Raw genomic sequence first — 16212 nt, forward strand, 5'->3', positions numbered from 1 at the left:
TAGTCCGCATTAAAATTATAAAATACATCTGGCTTTAGCCAAAACTTACAATTTTACTTTAATCTATCCAGAAGACCTGCTCTATAACTTTCTCCAATAGGAATTTCGTACCCGGGAAAGTTCACTTTTTTAGCACCAATACTTTTAATTTTATCCAAATTGACAATAAAGAACTTATGAACACGTACAAACCTCTCAGAAAGCTGAATTTCCATTGATTTAAGTGTATCCAGAACAATAAATTCCTCATTTTCCGTCCGGATATTGACATAGTCTTTGATACTTTCAACGTACAAAATCTCATTAAAATCAATACGATGTCTTTGCCCTGAGGATTTCACAAAGAAATATGTATTTTCCCCCCTGAGGAAAAGAAAACCGTTAAGACTTTATGCTATTTGTCAACTACTGCACAATCTTCCCTCGAGAGACGGCTCCGCTTCCATCAAAGGTAGAGCAAGTTTTGATGCGGGTGTATAAATGAGTTTTGTGGAAAAAGCCCTGCAGGTCAATCTTTCAGTGAGTGATATTTTTAAACAATCCGGATTGAAGGCTGATATGTATTTTACAGATAATACACAATCATTCAACAACTATTGGGATGCACGAAGAATGACACTCAGCATCACCTACAATTTTGGGAATCAAAAAGTAAAATCGAATAAAAGAGCTATCAATTTTGAAGAAAAAGATCGAGCACAATAACTGCAAAAAACTAAACTCAGGGAATTTTTCCTGAGAGACCATCAACATATATAAAAAAACAGAGCGTATAACTCTGTTTTTTTATTTAAGTAACTAATATTTAGAACCTGAATTCAATTCTTGCAAACAAGAATCTTCCTCCTATACCGTACTGGGACACCTGTCTGGAATACACAAATTGATTATCAGCGGTTAATGAGCTTATATTGGGACTCTTAGAAGGCAGAATATTCAGAATGTTATTGCTCCCGATGGTTGCTGAAATATTTTTATTAAAATCATATCCTACAGATAAATCTGTTATCAAACGGTTATTAAGGACGAAATGCTCTGTACTTCCCGTTACTCCATCAAAATTAGCATCTAAAACATCTGCATCTGTCACTTTACCAAAGAATGAATTACGCAGCAGGAAAGTAAAACCGGAAACTCTTAACGTATTGGATAAGGTAGCTTTTACACGCGGTACAGCTTCTTCAAAATACACTCTATTAGGCTCTGAGAAATAATTATCGATCTGACTTACCAATTTAGGTGATACATGGATATCTCCAATTCTTTTGGTCTGATTAAGGTTAAGTCCAAAATTATTTTCCAAAGAAACTCCTGATGAAATCTTTGAATTCTGAGAAATTGTAATATCCAAACCTTTTGTCTGAGAGTCCACCGCATTGGCAAAAAAGTTGGCAGCGCTAGCTCTTGCCAGATCAAACGCATCCTGAAGAACGGCCTGATCAGAACCTGGAGTAAAATTACCATTAGGACGGAAGAAAAGATCAGTCAGCACTACTCTGTCTTTAATCTTTATTAAATAAGCATCAGCAGTGAAAGTAAGGCTTAATGCCGGAATCTTCCAGGTAATTCCTGTGCTGTAAGATTGTGAAGTTTCCTGTTTCAGTTTTGGAATCCCCAATGCTTGTGCTGCTTCAGAATTATTTCTAAAAGTACCAACCTGTGTAGTTTTTCCCTGCTGAATCAACGTAGATGTAGAGCTATAATAGATTTGAGCTAATGAAGGAGCTCTAAATCCTGTAGAAACAGCACCTCTCCAGTTCAGATTAGAAGCCAGCTTTACATTGGTTGCCAGTTTATAATTGAATGTAGATCCGAAGTCTGAATAATTCTCATATCGTAACGCCCCTTCCAGCAGCCAGCCGTCGGTAACTTCCAGCTCTGCATCAGCATAAGCAGCAATACTGTTTCTATTTCCTGAAACGGCATTTTCCGGACTAAAGCCTGGAAAAACCTGTGCTCCGGCTGGCCTTATAGATCCGAAGAAGTCGGTTACTTTTTCATTTTCAGGAGTTTTAGCAGTTACTAAACGCCCATAGATATCGTAAGAAGCGTAAGAATTTTCTTTTCCTGCATTCACTTTATAATTTTCGTGTCGGTATTCAGCTCCGAATGCAACATTTAATCCTTTCAGCACATCATACTTTTTGGAGAAATCAAGGTTGACAGTATTTTGTGAAAACTCAGATCCTCCGGCATCAAAAGTTCTTGGAGATCCGTCTGTAAGCGATGTATTAAATGTATTTACAACCCCAAAACCAAAGGTATTTTTCCCAAATGTATTACTGAAATCCACATTCCAGCCATTCCATTTTCCTTTAATTCCGGCAGCAAGAGAATAATCATTTACAGTTGCTTCAATCTGAGGGAGATATCCATTGGGAGTCACTGCATTGATATTTCTTTCAGTATTCGGCAGCCTGTAAAATCCTCCGGCATTTCCAAGACGGTAACTATAACCACCAAATGAGTAGAATTTCCAATCATCATTCACAGGAATTTCAGAGTTGAAAAATAGCTGCCCGGCTTGTAATTTAGACTGTCCGGCTCTCAAACTGAAATCTTTTCTCTCTAATCCTCTGTAATTAAGCTCCTGGGATGTAAAATCTTTACCTAATAATTTTTGAAGATCGGAAATGCTGTTGGCTCCTGAAATTTGAGATTGAAAATCAGTTCCGAAATAATTTACCTTGGCTGCATATTGTTTAATGGTACTAATAATCTGTTGAGTGTTTGACGTATTCGTAATATTTTTATACAAACCATCGATATTAATACCATCCTGCAATGCTCTGTAATTAATTGCATTATAAGCATTGAAAATATCACCTTCTCTTACTCCGGCTCTGGAATAGGGATCACGATATTGTGTAGAACCTGTAATATTAATAAATCCTGTTTTTCCTATTTTAGCTCCATAATTGAGATCTACGGAAATAGTCTGTCCATCTACTCCACCGGAGAAATTATTGGCAACGGAGGAAGCGTATCCACCTAAAAATACCTGTCCCGAAAGTCCCAGCCTTTTTTTCAACCCAAGGTTAACGACTCCTGCAATGGCATCAGAACCATATTGAGCGGAAGCACCGTCTCTTAAAACCTCAATTTTTTCTAAAGCAAATGCCGGAATAGCATTTAGATCAGTTCCTACAGATCCTCTTCCCGGTGTAAGGGTAACATTAATCAATGAAGACTGATATCTTCTTTTTCCATTGAGTAAAACCAAAACCTGATCCGGGCCCAACCCTCTTAAAAGAGCAGGATCTACAAAATCAGTTCCATCATTAACGGTGTGTGAGGTGGATGAAAACGAAGGGACAATATAATTTAAAGCCTGACTGATATTGTTAGTGGGGCTTTGTTTTAAAATTTTTGATATGTTAATAATATCTACCGGAACAGGCGTATCTGTCAGTGATCTTCCTGAGCCTCTTGAACCAAGGATGACTACATCATCTATTTTTTTTGATTGTAAAGTATCCGTCTGGGCGTAGTAAAATGTAGAAATAAGCGCAATAGAAGGAACAAATATTTTTGTTTTGAAATTATGCATGTTGTTTGTTGTTACTTTTTGTTATTAAAAAATTGTTTTTGAGCAATACAAATCCTGTAACCCTAAAATGTAAGGTTACCATTGATGTTCGGAATGTTTGTATTATTTTTTAGAAATAGAAAATGCTAGCAGCAACAACACATGCGCATATAGAAATGGCATGAAAACATATCAGAATAATGAAGACTCACTTCATGATCTGAAGAATAAAAAATTACTGATGGAATGTGATTTCCCTTGTCTTTAAACATTGATTTTAACTTTAAAACAAAAATTCAAGATGGGGATAATGATAGAATGATAAACATTTTTTCCGGAAGATCCGGCTTATCGATTGCAGCACCTTGCTTGTTTTTGCAGGTTGCTATCCCATCTAGAGATTCTTGATAATTACCTGGCAAAGATATAATTATTTCATAAATAAAAAAAAAATTCAGCCTAAATTTTCGATTTTCAACATTTTACCGTAACAAATTCTGTTTTTCAGCGTCTAACCGGATATCATTAAAACATTATGAAAAAAACGATTTTCGCTTTATCACTGGTAAGTTCTGTTTTTGTTTTCTCACAAGAAAAGAATACTACGGGTGCTAAAGAAAAACAAATAGAAGGTGTAGTCATCACCAAAACTAAAAAAGCCGTTGAGCAAAAGGCAGACCGTACCATTTTTGACTTTTCTGAACAACCTCAGCTGAATAACGGAAACGTTCTGGAAGGAATTAAAAAACTTCCTGGACTTGTTTCTACCGATATCGCGGGGATGATGTATCAGGGGAAAATGCTGGAAGTGTATCTTAACGGAAGACCCCTGAATATTACGTCCAATGAATTGAACTCTTTCCTTGAAGGAATGCCTGCCAATTCTGTAGAAAGAATTGAAGTAATTACCCAGCCCGGTGCTGAGTTTCCGGCTACTTCCGGAGGTGCCATCATGAACATCATCACTAATAAAAATGCCAACAAATATTTAACTGCTACGTATTCAGGAAATTATTCTTTCACGAATTATGATAAATACAGAAACAGGACAACCAATTCTGTTAATTTAAATGCAAGGAATAAATATTTCGGATGGCAGCTGAACGTAGGTCAAAACTACCGTGAAAGTATGCTGAATGGTCAACAAGATGAACTTTTGAGCAGCCATACCGATAGATACGCACGTGGATATTTTGCAAAATCCGGATTGACTTTTGATTTGGGGCAGGACAGATTATTATTAAACTACGATATTTATCACAATAATAATGACAACTATACTTTAAGTAATGGTCATGGTGATTTGCCTTTCCAGAATAATCCAAAAGATTTAAGGGAAGCTTTTTATACATCTTCAGATGTTGCCCATACCAATAGTCTCAGACAGGAAGCAGTTGTAACCTATCAGAAACGTTTTGCAGATAAATCTCAAAAATTAGACTTCCAGTTTGGCTATACAAGATCAGACAGTAAATTTTCTCAAGACAATTTCTTTCAGGATGGTACATTTGCAGCCGCTCCAAACCTACCAATCAACAGTCCTACCAATGGTTTAAAAGATATTCTGAACAATAAATCTGTAATGAATATTGCCAACTTCAAAGTAGATTATGCCCAACCTATCAAACTTCTTGATGGTGGAAAGGTAAGTTTTGGAGGATTATATGAAAGACAGGATTATGATACAGAAAGTTTTGGACTGACTAACTTAGAGTATCAAAGACAAACCGCTTCTACCTATTTGGAGTTTCAGGCTAAACTGAAAAAGTTTGACTTCACATTGGGTTCCCGTGCTGAAAACTATGATATTTCCGGGGTAACAAGATATTTTGATAAAGATGCGAAACTGGTGGAGGCTAATTTGATTCCTTTCAATAAGTTTAAATTTTTCCCGAATGCAAGCGTACAATATAATATGATGAACCAGGTTAATATTGCGGCAAATTACAACAGAAAAATCAGCTTACCGAGTATTTCTGCTTTGAACCCAAATAACGTAACTTTCTCCGGGCCAAGTACCGAAGTAAATGGTAATCCTAACCTACAGCCTACTATTTTTGATAATTATGAATTGAAAATTTCAGCTTTTGATTATGCATTTATCGGATATAGTGTAAGTTCGGCAAGCAACCAGGTGGCACAGATCATCCGAAAGGACGGAAGAAAGCTTTACAACGAGCAGGTGAATATTTCGAATATGAAAATTCACAATTTCAATGTGGGATTACCGATTCCTTTTATGATTTTCAGTAAGCCATTTAGTGAAATCATGAAATTTAATTTCAATCCTGATAAAATTAATTTCATGTACTTATATGCAGGATATCAGAAACATGAAATCGATAACCTGAATAATAAAGGCTTCTGGATTTTCAATATCATGACCCAGGTTATTTTACCTAAGGATATCAAACTGACAGCTAACTATAGCTATCTGACTCCAAAGGCGGGATATTTCTACTTTACAGCAGAGAAACCATTCAACAACTCTCTTGATATTACGTTGACGAAAAAGTTTATGAACAACCGCCTGACACTTTCTGTTTTTGCGAATGATATTTTCAACGGACAGATGATGCAGGTACGTTCTAATCCACCATCAGGAACGCCGGTGTTGATCAGTAGCAAATATGACACGAGAAATTTCGGATTTTCTATCAATTATAAAATTCCGACAAGAAATAAACTGGCAAAAGAGGATCCGAATATCCTAAACCAGACTAAAAAAGAAGATAACGGAGGAGTAATGCAACAGGCACAATAATTCTTCTTGACAATAAAATAAAAATAGGCGTAAAATGATTTGCGCCTATTTTTTATTTGTTGGTAAGTTTTGGCTGAAGCCAGTGGATGGTTTTATAAAAGTAAAACGGGCTTCCTTCGTCTACGCTCAGGATCAGAGCCCGTTCCTATTGATATTGAATTCGTGTTATTCGTGAAAATATGGGTGACATTTGTGTTTACATTTACATCAAAAATCAATCGTTTGAAATCTCCAATTCAGCGTATCTGCCAATGTCAGTTGATTAACAATAACCGGAAGATCTGTGATAATTTTTAATGCCTGAAGAGCCATCATGCTGCCTATGATTCCGGGAAGAGCTCCCAATACGCCAAGACTGTCACAATCCGGTACATCCTCATCGAAAGGTGGTTCAGGGAATAGATCTCTTAAGTTTTTGCTTCCGTTACGATTAAATACTGCAACCTGTCCTGAAAACCCTAAAATACTCCCGTAAACTAAAGTTTTATTCAGTTTTACACAGGTATCGTTCACCAGATATCTTGTGGAAAAGTTGTCTGAACCGTCAACAATAACATCGTAGTGGGAAATGATTTCTTCGGCATTGTTTTCATTGAGTCTTTCCTCAATTCCTGTCAATTTAACCTGATGATTGAGTTCTTCTACAAATATTTCAGCACTTTTCACTTTGGATAGTCCTACTCTGTTTTCAGTATGAATGATCTGCCGGTTCAGATTATGAATTTCTACATGATCAAAATCGATAACACCTAAAGTTCCTATTCCTGCTGCAGTCAGATATTGAATAACCGGACTTCCCAAACCTCCTGCCCCAATGACAAGAACTTTGGAAGACCTTATTTTCTTTTGTCCTTCCAATCCTATTTCTTCAATAAATATCTGCCGGCTGTACCGTGAAAAATGATCTTCTTTTTTCATATTTTATGATAATTAACCATTAAGATTCTTTTAAGTTTGTAAGGAAAGTTAAGTTGAGCTTCGCTTCAAAAAAGATAATATCTTCAATTTTTCTTAAATAACCTTCACTTCTTCAAAATCCTTAATGGTTTAAAAATTTAAAATCCACTGTATACAGAATCCCAGTCTTTCATTACAGGATCATAGCCTGCTTTTTTGATCATGACTCTGATTTCATCCATACTTCTCTCGTCACTGGTTTCAAACTGTTCCAGAGATTCTTTATCCACCGCATACCCTCCCGGATTGGTTTTTGAACCAGCACTCATGGCAGTGGCTCCCAGAGATACAATATTATTTCTGAAGACTTCATTTTCCCTGGTAGAAATGGAGATTTCAAGGTCTTCATTCCAGATTCTGTAGGCACAGATCAATTGAAGAAGGTCCTTGTCTTCCATAATAAAATTAGGTTCGATGATTCCTTCAGCAGGTCTGAGTCTTGGAAAGGAAACGGAAAATTTACTTTTCCAGTAATGCTTCTGAAGATAATCGATGTGTAATGCATTGAAAAAACTATCCACCCTCCAATCTTCAAGTCCAAGGAGAACTCCGAGTCCAATTTTATGAATGCCTGCTCTTCCTATCCTGTCGGGAGTTTCGAGACGGAAATGGAAATTAGATTTTTTACCCTTCGGGTGATATTCTCTGTATACATCCTGATGATAAGTTTCCTGATACACCAAAACAGAATGTACCCCTTCTTCATGAAGCAGTTTGTATTCTTCTTCCATCAATGGCTGAACTTCAATGGAAATATTGGAAAAATGAGGTTTTAGCTTACGCACAGCATTCTGAAAATAAGGCACACCTACTATTTTATTGGCTTCTCCACTTACCAGCAAGACATGATTCACTCCCATAGATTTCAGTACTGAGGCTTCAATCATCAGCTCCATATCAGAAAGGGTTTTCCTTTTCAAATTATTATCAAGACTGAATCCGCAATAAGTGCAGATATTCTGACATTCATTGCTGAGATACAGCGGTGCATACAGCTGAATGGTTTTTCCAAACCGTTTTTGAGTGAGCATTTGCGTCATTCTTGCCATCAGCTCCAGTTCCTGAGAAGCGGCTGGCGACAAGAGATTCAAAAAATCGTCAAGAGTTTTATTCTTTTTCTGAAGACTGCATCTTACATCGGCCAGACTTACTTTTTCAAGCTTATTCTTTACCTCATCCCACTGGTAGTTTTCAAAAACATCTTTAAAGCTTTTCATGAGTCTGACTTATTCAAATAAAAACGAAGTGAGTGGGCTTGAAGCTTCAGCATGGTTGGCAATAGCACCTAGCCCTGATTCAAAGGCTCTTCTTCCGGCAATCACCCCTTCTTTAAAAGCCAAAGCCATTTTCAGTGGATTTCCGGCAACAGCAATGGCAGTATTCACCAAAACGGCATCTGCTCCCATTTCCATTGCTTTTGCAGCATCTGACGGTGCCCCGATTCCCGCATCTACCACTACAGGAACATTACTCTGGCTGATGATTATTTCCAGGAAATCCTGTGTTCTTAATCCTTTATTCGTTCCGATAGGTGCTCCCAAAGGCATTACTACAGCTGTTCCTGCATCTTCAAGACGTTTACATAAAACAGGATCGGCATGAATGTAAGGCATTACAATAAATCCTAATTTTGCCAATTCTTCAGTGGCATATAATGTTTCAATAGGATCCGGCAGTAAATATTTAGGATCCGGATGAATTTCGAGCTTTACCCAGTTTGTTTCCAATGCTTCTCTGGCTAATTGTGCAGCCAATACAGCTTCTTTGGCAGTTCGTGCTCCGGAACTATTAGGCAGAAGATGAACATTGGTTTCCCTTAATGAATCAAGCAGATTATCTTCATGAGACCGGGCATCAATTCTTTTCAAAGCCATGGTCACCATGTTTGTTTCGGATGCGATGACAGATTGTACCATATCACTCATGCTTCCGAATTTTCCTGTTCCTAGGAACAATCTTGATTCAAAAGTTCTTCCTGCTATTTCTAATTTCTGATTGTTCATATCATTACTTTTTTTAGTTCGTTAATAATTGTCGGCTGTCTGGTAATAAGTCCGGATACAGCAACACCATAAATCCCGATCTCCTGTAACGGTAAAATATCTTCAAGCGTAACACTTCCGATGGCAAATATTCTAGGAATATCTATTGATTTCTCTTTTAATCCATCAATGATAGACTGATAGCCTTCAAACCCAAGAATCGGGCTTAATTTTTCTTTGGTTATAGTAAATCTTAATGGTCCTAGACCGATATAATCACAAGATTCTTTGATTCTCTGAATAACATCTGAAAAGGTATTAGCGGTTCCACCAATCATCTTATTTTCACCTAAGATCAGTCTTGCTTCTTCAATAGCACTGTCGTTTAATCCTAAATGAACGCCATCTGCATCTATTTCTTTAGCTATTTGTACATGGTCATTGATGATACAAACCGCCTGATATTCTGAACAAAGTTGTTTTGAAATTTCACAGAGTTGGATCAATTCGTTTTCAGGAGCATTTTTCCATCGAACCTGTACCCATTTGATGCCGTTATCCAGTGCTTTCCGGATGTAAAGTTCCTGCTCTTGTCGGGTATTTCCCTGTGATATGTATTGTAATTTTTCCATGTTTTCTATGAATGCGTTCCCAGTAAAGAGGGATTGCTTTTTAAAAATTTTTCGATGTATCGTTTTCCAGTTCGGCAGGCATTTTCCATATTTTCTCCTTTTGCAAGCTCTGCCGTAATTGCTGAGGATAAAACACAGCCGGAACCGTGTTTGGGAAAATAGGTTGTACTACCTTCGACCGGAGCTAAAAGCGTTTCTTTTTCACTTTCAACTAAAACATCCGTTCCCAGATGATCTTTCCGATGTCCTCCTTTAATCAGTAAAGAGCATTGATTCGTATCCGGCAAAAGATGATTTTCTTTTAAAACACTGTATTCGTTATAATTAGGAGTTATTAAACTAAGTTTATCAACCATACTTTTTAATTGATGAAGTGTTTCAAGGTCAAAAAAACTGAATTCGGAAGTGCTTTTAAGAACGGGATCCCATACGATTTTCACTTCAGGATTTCCTTTTTGAACTGTTTCCACAATATTACCCAGAAATTCGGCATCCTTCACTATCCCGATTTTCACGGCTGAAACGGGATAACTTTCCATCATCACCTGAATGGCTTCAGTTACTTCGTTTATAGGACGCCATTCTAAACTCAGACATTTTGAAGCAGTTTGCAATGTTAATGCTGTACATACTCCAAGTCCCATTACTTTTGATTTTTCAAAGGTTTTACTATCTGATAATAAGCCTGCTCCGCCACTGGGATCGAAGCCTGCAATGCTTATAACATAAGGACGTTTCTGCATTTTTTGAATACTTTTAAAGGTTCTTCACTTTCCCAGATCGCACCCAGTAGTGCTGCTCCATCTGCTTCTGATTCGAAAACTTCATGAATATTATTCTGGTCAATTCCACCAAGAGCAATCAATTTTACATCCGGATTGTTCCGCTGTGCCATTTCGTGCTTAATAGTAGAATTCAGTCCATAGCCTTTTTTGGATATACTGGGAAAGAACGGGCTTATGAAAGCATATTCCCATTCTTTTTCCAAAGTATTGTATGTCTTAATATCATGTACCGATGTTGAAATGGTATTTTCTTTTGCAAAAGATTTATATACTTCTTCTTTCCTGTCAACTTCCCTGAAATGAAACCTTGAAATATTAAATTCTTTCCCAAGATCGTAATGCGTATGCAAAACCAGCTGTGTATAGAAAGTTTCATCAATCTGAGTGATGAATTCAATCATTTCATTCCGGCTGATCCACGGTTTACGGATATGAAGCAAATCAAGTCCTTCCTGAAACATCTGATGAATAGTATCTGTTTCATTCGGGACAATCAATTCAGGAGTGATGACAATGATCATATATAGATTTCTTTTCCTTTTTCAATAAACTCCTGTGATTTATCCAGCATTCCCTGTTCTGCAGATTCACGAATTTCCTGAGTAATTTTCATGGAACAGAATTTCGGACCGCACATAGAACAGAAATGAGCAATTTTTGCTCCTTCTGCCGGAAGTGTTTCATCGTGATAAGCTCTTGCTGTCTCTGGGTCTAATGAAAGATTGAACTGGTCTTCCCATCTGAATTCAAATCTTGCCTTACTTAATGCATTGTCTCTATATTGTGCTCCCGGATGCCCTTTTGCCAAATCTGCTGCGTGAGCTGCCAGTTTATAAGTAATTACCCCAACTTTTACATCATCTTTATTTGGAAGTCCTAAGTGTTCCTTTGGTGTTACATAGCAAAGCATCGCACAACCAAACCATCCGATCATTGCTGCACCGATTCCGGAAGTAATGTGATCATAACCTGGTGCAATATCTGTAGTTAAAGGACCTAAAGTATAGAATGGAGCTTCATGGCATTCTTCCAGTTGCTTTTCCATGTTTTCTTTGATCATATGCATCGGAACGTGTCCGGGACCTTCAATCATTACCTGTACATTGTGCTTCCAGGCAATTTTGGTCAGTTCACCTAAAGTTTCCAGTTCTGCAAACTGAGCGGCATCATTGGCATCTGCAATAGATCCCGGACGAAGACCATCTCCCAGAGAGAAAGCAACGTCGTATTTCTTCATGATCTCACAAATCTCCTCAAAATGAGTATACAGGAAACTTTCTTTATGATGGAACAAACACCATTTTGCCATGATGGATCCTCCTCTGGAAACAATTCCAGTGACTCTTTTCGCTGTTAAATGAATGTATCTTAGTAAAACTCCTGCGTGAATAGTGAAATAGGAAACACCTTGTTCAGCCTGTTCAATCAGCGTATCTCTGAAAATTTCCCATGTAAGATCTTCAGGAACTCCTTTTACTTTTTCCAATGCCTGATAGATGGGAACAGTACCAATAGGAACCGGGCTGTTTCTGATGATCCATTCTCTTGTTTCATGAATATTTTTCCCGGTAGAAAGATCCATAATAGTATCGCCTCCCCATCGGCAAGCCCATACTGCTTTTTCTACTTCTTCTTCAATACTGGATGAAACAGCACTGTTTCCGATATTGGCATTGATTTTCACAAGGAAATTTCTTCCGATGATCATCGGCTCACTTTCCGGGTGGTTGATATTATTAGGGATGATAGCTCTTCCCGCTGCAATTTCGTCTCTTACAAATTCCGGAGTGATCTTGCTTTTTGGAGTATTGGCACCAAAACTATGTCCCGGATGTTGAAAAGCCATTTCTTTAGACACAGAATCAAGCTGTTCTATTCTTTGGTTTTCCCGGATCGCCACATATTCCATTTCCGGAGTAATGATTCCCTGCTTGGCATAGTAAAGCTGTGTAACTTCTTTTCCTTCCTGTGCAACTTTAGGTTTATGATCGTAAGAAAACCTCAATTCATCCAAACGTTGATCTGCCAGACGGGCTTTTCCGTATTCAGAAGTAATTCCGTCCAGGATATTCACATCATTTCTGTCCAGAATCCATTGTTCTCTGATTCTTGGAAGCCCTTTCTGAATGTCAATAACTGCATTTTCATCGGTATAAGGTCCTGAAGTATCGTAGATCGTTACCGGAGCATTATGTTCAAAGCCACCATTGCTAAGTTTGGTTGGGCTAAGCTGTATTTCACGCATTGCTACATTGATCGGATGTAATGTTCCTTCAACATAGATTTTCTTTGAGTTCGGAAATGGCGAACATGTAATGGAGTGAGCCATAAGTATTGGTATTAAATATGAGAATTAACCGCCCTGAGTGGCAGTAATGATTAAAACTGAATCGTTGTTGTTAAGGATGGTTTCCTCCCAGATTGACAGGGGAATAATGCGATTGTTAAGAGCTACAGCAATACCTTTCTTTTTTCCAGGTAACTCAATAGCCAGTAATGCTTCCAGATTTTCAGGAAGTACATCAAATGTTTTTCGGGTGTGGTTGATTATAAGTTCCATTCCTAATATTTTTAATATACTTTAGGAATGGCCATTATTGTACAATAGAATGTACAGCAAAAGTCATCTACTTTTCCCTACGCTGGTATGATCCAGATCAGGTTCAAAGGGTAAAGTCTCAGTCTGTTGGTACAGACACCCCTAAAGTTTGCAACGAAGTTAGACATTTTTTTAGAATGAGCAAAATCTTAAATGACATGAAAGAAAAAAGACCATCTCAATTTTGAGACAGTCTTCATTTTTATTCTAAATAGTTCTTTAGTAAAAAAGCTTCAGGCTTCCATCAGAATTATATTGATTAGTCCAATTTGATTGGCTCAGAAAAAATTCGGAGCTATAAGGCTGATACTCTTTTGAAATTCTTCTTTGAGGATTATTTTTTGATAATGAAAAGTAGAAATAATCTTCAAAAATACCCAAATTCTTAAATGGATTTTGTGCAGAATCAAAGTTATCAAATGTAATTTCATTCGTAATGTAAGCATCAATATTATTATGCTTTTCGGTTTTAACTGCCTTTTCTAAATTTCCTGAGCTATTATAAACAAACTTTTCTACGTAGGTCAAAATATAATCTTGCGGGTCAGTTGGATCGTATGGAACATTAGGATATTGAGTTAAAATCTCAATTAACTTTCCTGAAGCATCATAAGTATAGGTCAAATACTTATCCATATATGAATTATTAACCTGTGGAATAACTACTTTAATAACTCTACCTAGATTATCAAATTCAAATTTTCTTTCCTTCAACTGAACATTGAAACCAGGATCAGAGCTGTAATCTTTCATAGTTGCGGTATTTCCTGTATAGGTTACTGCTGTATAAACAGATTTTGAATAAGCATAAGGAAACCCGGTACTTCCGGAAAGTTCCAACTTTCCTCCTATTTTTTTACTAACTCTTCCCTGAGCATCATATTCGAAAATATAATTTTGCTCCAATCCATTAAAGACAGGTGACAAAACAGGATAATTCCACGATATTTTACTTGTATTTTCAGTAATCGTCTGTTGTGAATGATCAAGTGGCAATTCATCATTGTCTGAACAAGATGCCATAGCCAGCAATGTGGCTAATAATAGTGATTTGAATTTCATGGTATAGTTTTATGATATGTTATTCTTCACAAGCTCTCCAGATCGCATCATTCTGCGGAACAGGAGCTATGATTTCAATATTTTCTTTGGTTACCGGATGAATAAATTCCAGTTTTCTTGCATGAAGATTGATTCCTCCATCAGGGTTGGAACGTGATGCTCCATATTTCAGATCTCCTTTAATCGGAATTCCTGTTTTTGAGAGTTGTGCTCTGATCTGATGGTGCCTCCCGGTCTCAAGATCAATTTCAAGAAGGAGATAATTATCCAAGGTTTTTATCACCTGATAGGTAAGAATGGCTTCTTTTGCTCCTTCTGTAGCTTTGGGAAAAACGATGGCTTTATTATTCTTTTCGTTTTTCTTCAGATAATGGACCAGTCTCTGACTTTGTGGGATCATTTCTTTTCCTACAACCGCCCAGTATGTTTTTTTCACTTCACGGTTTTTTACCATCTGGGTAAGACGGGAAAGTGCTTTGGAAGTTTTTGCATAGATCACAAGCCCTGATGTAGGACGGTCTATACGATGAACCAAGCCGAGAAAAACATTTCCCGGCTTAGCATCTCTTATTTTTATAAAGTTCTTGATGGATTCTAATAGTGATTCATCTCCGGTTTTGTCACCCTGTACAAGCTGACCCACCTTTTTATTAATCACCAGAAGATGGTTGTCTTCATATATAATCTGCTCCTTCATACTTCTTCCGTCTATCTTCTTCTATTGGATAAAGACAGGATAATTCCTGCCAGAAGGCCTACCGTTTTAACAGCTGAAAGTTTTGACCCTTCCGGAATAAATGCTCCGAATACACAGATCGCAGCAGCAGCATACATTGCATACACAAAGTTTTTATTCGTAAGCAATGGAGCCTGAATAAAGAAGCTCGCTCCTATCAGAACATAAAAAACTTTTCTAGAAAGTAAATGATTGATTTCCGGAGAGAACAGATTAAACCATCCTACAGCAAGACAGATCAATGCAGCGATAGATAATATTCCCTGGATAGATTGTTGATTTTGCATAGATTAATAGCTTTCGTTTTCGTTAGGAAACTCTACACTTTTCACATCTTTTACGTATTGAGCAACAGCTCCTGTAATTTCTGTGTAAAGGTCAAGGTATCTTCTTAAGAATTTCGGACTGAAACCTTTGTTCATACCTACCATATCATGATACACCAAAACCTGTCCGTCACAATCTGCTCCGGCCCCGATTCCGATGGTAGGAATAGAAATACTTTCCGTTACTTTCTTTGCTAAATCTGCCGGAATTTTTTCCAATACAATAGAGAAACAGCCTAGTTCTTCCAGAAGTTGTGCATCCGCAATTAATTTTTCGGCTTCAGCTTCTTCTTTTGCTCTTACTTTATACGTTCCGAATTTATAGATAGACTGTGGTGTTAAACCCAAATGTCCCATTACCGGAATTCCGGCATTGATGATCTTTTTGATAGACTTGGAAATTTCTTTTCCACCTTCAATTTTCACAGCATGTGCTCCACCTTCCTTCATCATTCTTACCGCAGACTCCAATGCTTTTTCAGGATTACTCTGATAAGTTCCGAAAGGTAAATCTGCTACCACTAAAGCTCTGTCGGTTCCTCTTACCACACTTTGAGCATGATAGATCATTTGATCCAGCGTAATAGGCAATGTAGTTTCAAAACCAGCCATCACATTCGCTGCAGAGTCTCCAATCAAAATAGCATCTACTCCGCCTGCATCTACCATTTTTGCTGTGGTAAAATCATAAGCTGTAAGCATAGTTATTTTCTCCTTGTCGAATTTCATTTTACGCAAGGTTTCAGTTGTAACTTTTTTAATTTCAGAGTGAACAGACATAATTTATCTATTTTTAAAAGTTAAAAAGTCGGCCTTTAGCCGACTTAAGTTTTTGTATGA

At 37.3% G+C, this 16212-nt stretch carries 16 protein-coding genes and 2 riboswitches; of the genes, 2 read left to right on the plus strand and 14 right to left on the minus strand.

Features of this window, described 5'->3' with window-relative positions:
• Positions 1-53: 53 nt before the first annotated feature.
• Positions 54-341, minus strand: coding sequence for a LytR/AlgR family response regulator transcription factor (locus tag REB14_RS12810; protein ID WP_309522366.1), 288 nt, complete (start codon positions 339-341; stop codon positions 54-56).
• Between the two features lie 148 nt (positions 342-489).
• Between REB14_RS12810 and REB14_RS12815 the strand changes: the two genes are divergently transcribed.
• Positions 490-705, plus strand: coding sequence for an outer membrane beta-barrel protein (locus REB14_RS12815; protein WP_309522367.1), 216 nt, complete (start codon positions 490-492; stop codon positions 703-705).
• A gap of 100 nt (positions 706-805) precedes the next feature.
• Here the strand turns inward: REB14_RS12815 and REB14_RS12820 are convergent, their stop codons facing one another.
• Positions 806-3550, minus strand: coding sequence for a TonB-dependent receptor plug domain-containing protein (locus tag REB14_RS12820; protein ID WP_309522368.1), 2745 nt, complete (start codon positions 3548-3550; stop codon positions 806-808).
• 297 nt (positions 3551-3847) lie between these two features.
• A riboswitch (SAM-I-IV-variant riboswitch) is annotated at positions 3848-3945 on the minus strand.
• Between the two features lie 119 nt (positions 3946-4064).
• On the opposite strand from REB14_RS12820, the gene REB14_RS12825 reads away from it, so the two are divergent.
• On the plus strand, positions 4065-6293 hold the full coding sequence (locus REB14_RS12825) for a TonB-dependent receptor domain-containing protein (protein ID WP_079243473.1): 2229 nt from the start codon (positions 4065-4067) through the stop codon (positions 6291-6293).
• 207 nt (positions 6294-6500) lie between these two features.
• Here REB14_RS12825 and REB14_RS12830 read toward each other — a convergent pair whose 3' ends face one another.
• The 12 genes from REB14_RS12830 to panB all read right to left on the minus strand — a co-directional run bounded on the left by REB14_RS12830 (position 6501) and on the right by panB (position 16152).
• Entirely contained in the window at positions 6501-7211 is a 711-nt protein-coding gene (locus REB14_RS12830; protein ID WP_079243474.1) for a HesA/MoeB/ThiF family protein, read from the minus strand.
• Positions 7212-7348: 137 nt separating this feature from the next.
• Positions 7349-8467 (minus strand): 2-iminoacetate synthase ThiH, encoded by a 1119-nt coding sequence (gene thiH / locus REB14_RS12835; protein ID WP_309522369.1) that lies wholly within the window; start codon positions 8465-8467, stop codon positions 7349-7351.
• Positions 8468-8476: 9 nt separating this feature from the next.
• Positions 8477-9253 (minus strand): thiazole synthase, encoded by a 777-nt coding sequence (locus REB14_RS12840; protein WP_309522370.1) that lies wholly within the window; start codon positions 9251-9253, stop codon positions 8477-8479.
• A complete protein-coding gene (locus REB14_RS12845) occupies positions 9250-9864 on the minus strand; it encodes a thiamine phosphate synthase (RefSeq protein WP_309522371.1) in 615 nt (204 codons plus the stop codon). Before REB14_RS12845 ends, REB14_RS12840 begins: the two co-directional genes overlap by 4 nt.
• A 5-nt stretch (positions 9865-9869) precedes the next feature.
• Positions 9870-10607 carry a hydroxymethylpyrimidine/phosphomethylpyrimidine kinase gene (locus REB14_RS12850; RefSeq protein WP_079243478.1) on the minus strand — a complete coding sequence of 246 codons (738 nt, stop codon included), beginning with the start codon at positions 10605-10607 and terminating at the stop codon, positions 9870-9872.
• On the minus strand, positions 10583-11170 hold the full coding sequence (locus REB14_RS12855) for a thiamine phosphate synthase (RefSeq protein WP_079243479.1): 588 nt from the start codon (positions 11168-11170) through the stop codon (positions 10583-10585). The genes REB14_RS12850 and REB14_RS12855 overlap by 25 nt, the downstream gene beginning before the upstream one ends.
• A complete protein-coding gene (thiC, locus tag REB14_RS12860) occupies positions 11167-12978 on the minus strand; it encodes a phosphomethylpyrimidine synthase ThiC (RefSeq protein ID WP_309522372.1) in 1812 nt (603 codons plus the stop codon). The genes REB14_RS12855 and thiC overlap by 4 nt, the downstream gene beginning before the upstream one ends.
• Before the next feature lie 24 nt (positions 12979-13002).
• Positions 13003-13209 (minus strand): sulfur carrier protein ThiS, encoded by a 207-nt coding sequence (gene thiS / locus REB14_RS12865; RefSeq protein ID WP_309522373.1) that lies wholly within the window; start codon positions 13207-13209, stop codon positions 13003-13005.
• Positions 13210-13266: 57 nt separating this feature from the next.
• Positions 13267-13362: riboswitch (TPP riboswitch) on the minus strand.
• A gap of 105 nt (positions 13363-13467) precedes the next feature.
• A complete protein-coding gene (locus REB14_RS12870; RefSeq protein ID WP_309522374.1) occupies positions 13468-14310 on the minus strand; it encodes a hypothetical protein in 843 nt (280 codons plus the stop codon).
• Between the two features lie 19 nt (positions 14311-14329).
• Complete coding sequence (locus REB14_RS12875; RefSeq protein ID WP_079243482.1) at positions 14330-15007, minus strand: RluA family pseudouridine synthase; 678 nt, start codon at positions 15005-15007, stop codon at positions 14330-14332.
• Between the two features lie 11 nt (positions 15008-15018).
• Positions 15019-15333, minus strand: a complete 315-nt coding sequence (locus REB14_RS12880; RefSeq protein WP_047377337.1) for a hypothetical protein — start codon at positions 15331-15333, stop codon at positions 15019-15021.
• A gap of 3 nt (positions 15334-15336) precedes the next feature.
• Positions 15337-16152, minus strand: coding sequence for a 3-methyl-2-oxobutanoate hydroxymethyltransferase (gene panB, locus REB14_RS12885; protein ID WP_079243483.1), 816 nt, complete (start codon positions 16150-16152; stop codon positions 15337-15339).
• Positions 16153-16212: the final 60 nt, after the last annotated feature.

This window comes from Chryseobacterium metallicongregator (assembly GCF_031324065.1).
Lineage (GTDB): Bacteria > Bacteroidota > Bacteroidia > Flavobacteriales > Weeksellaceae > Chryseobacterium > Chryseobacterium metallicongregator.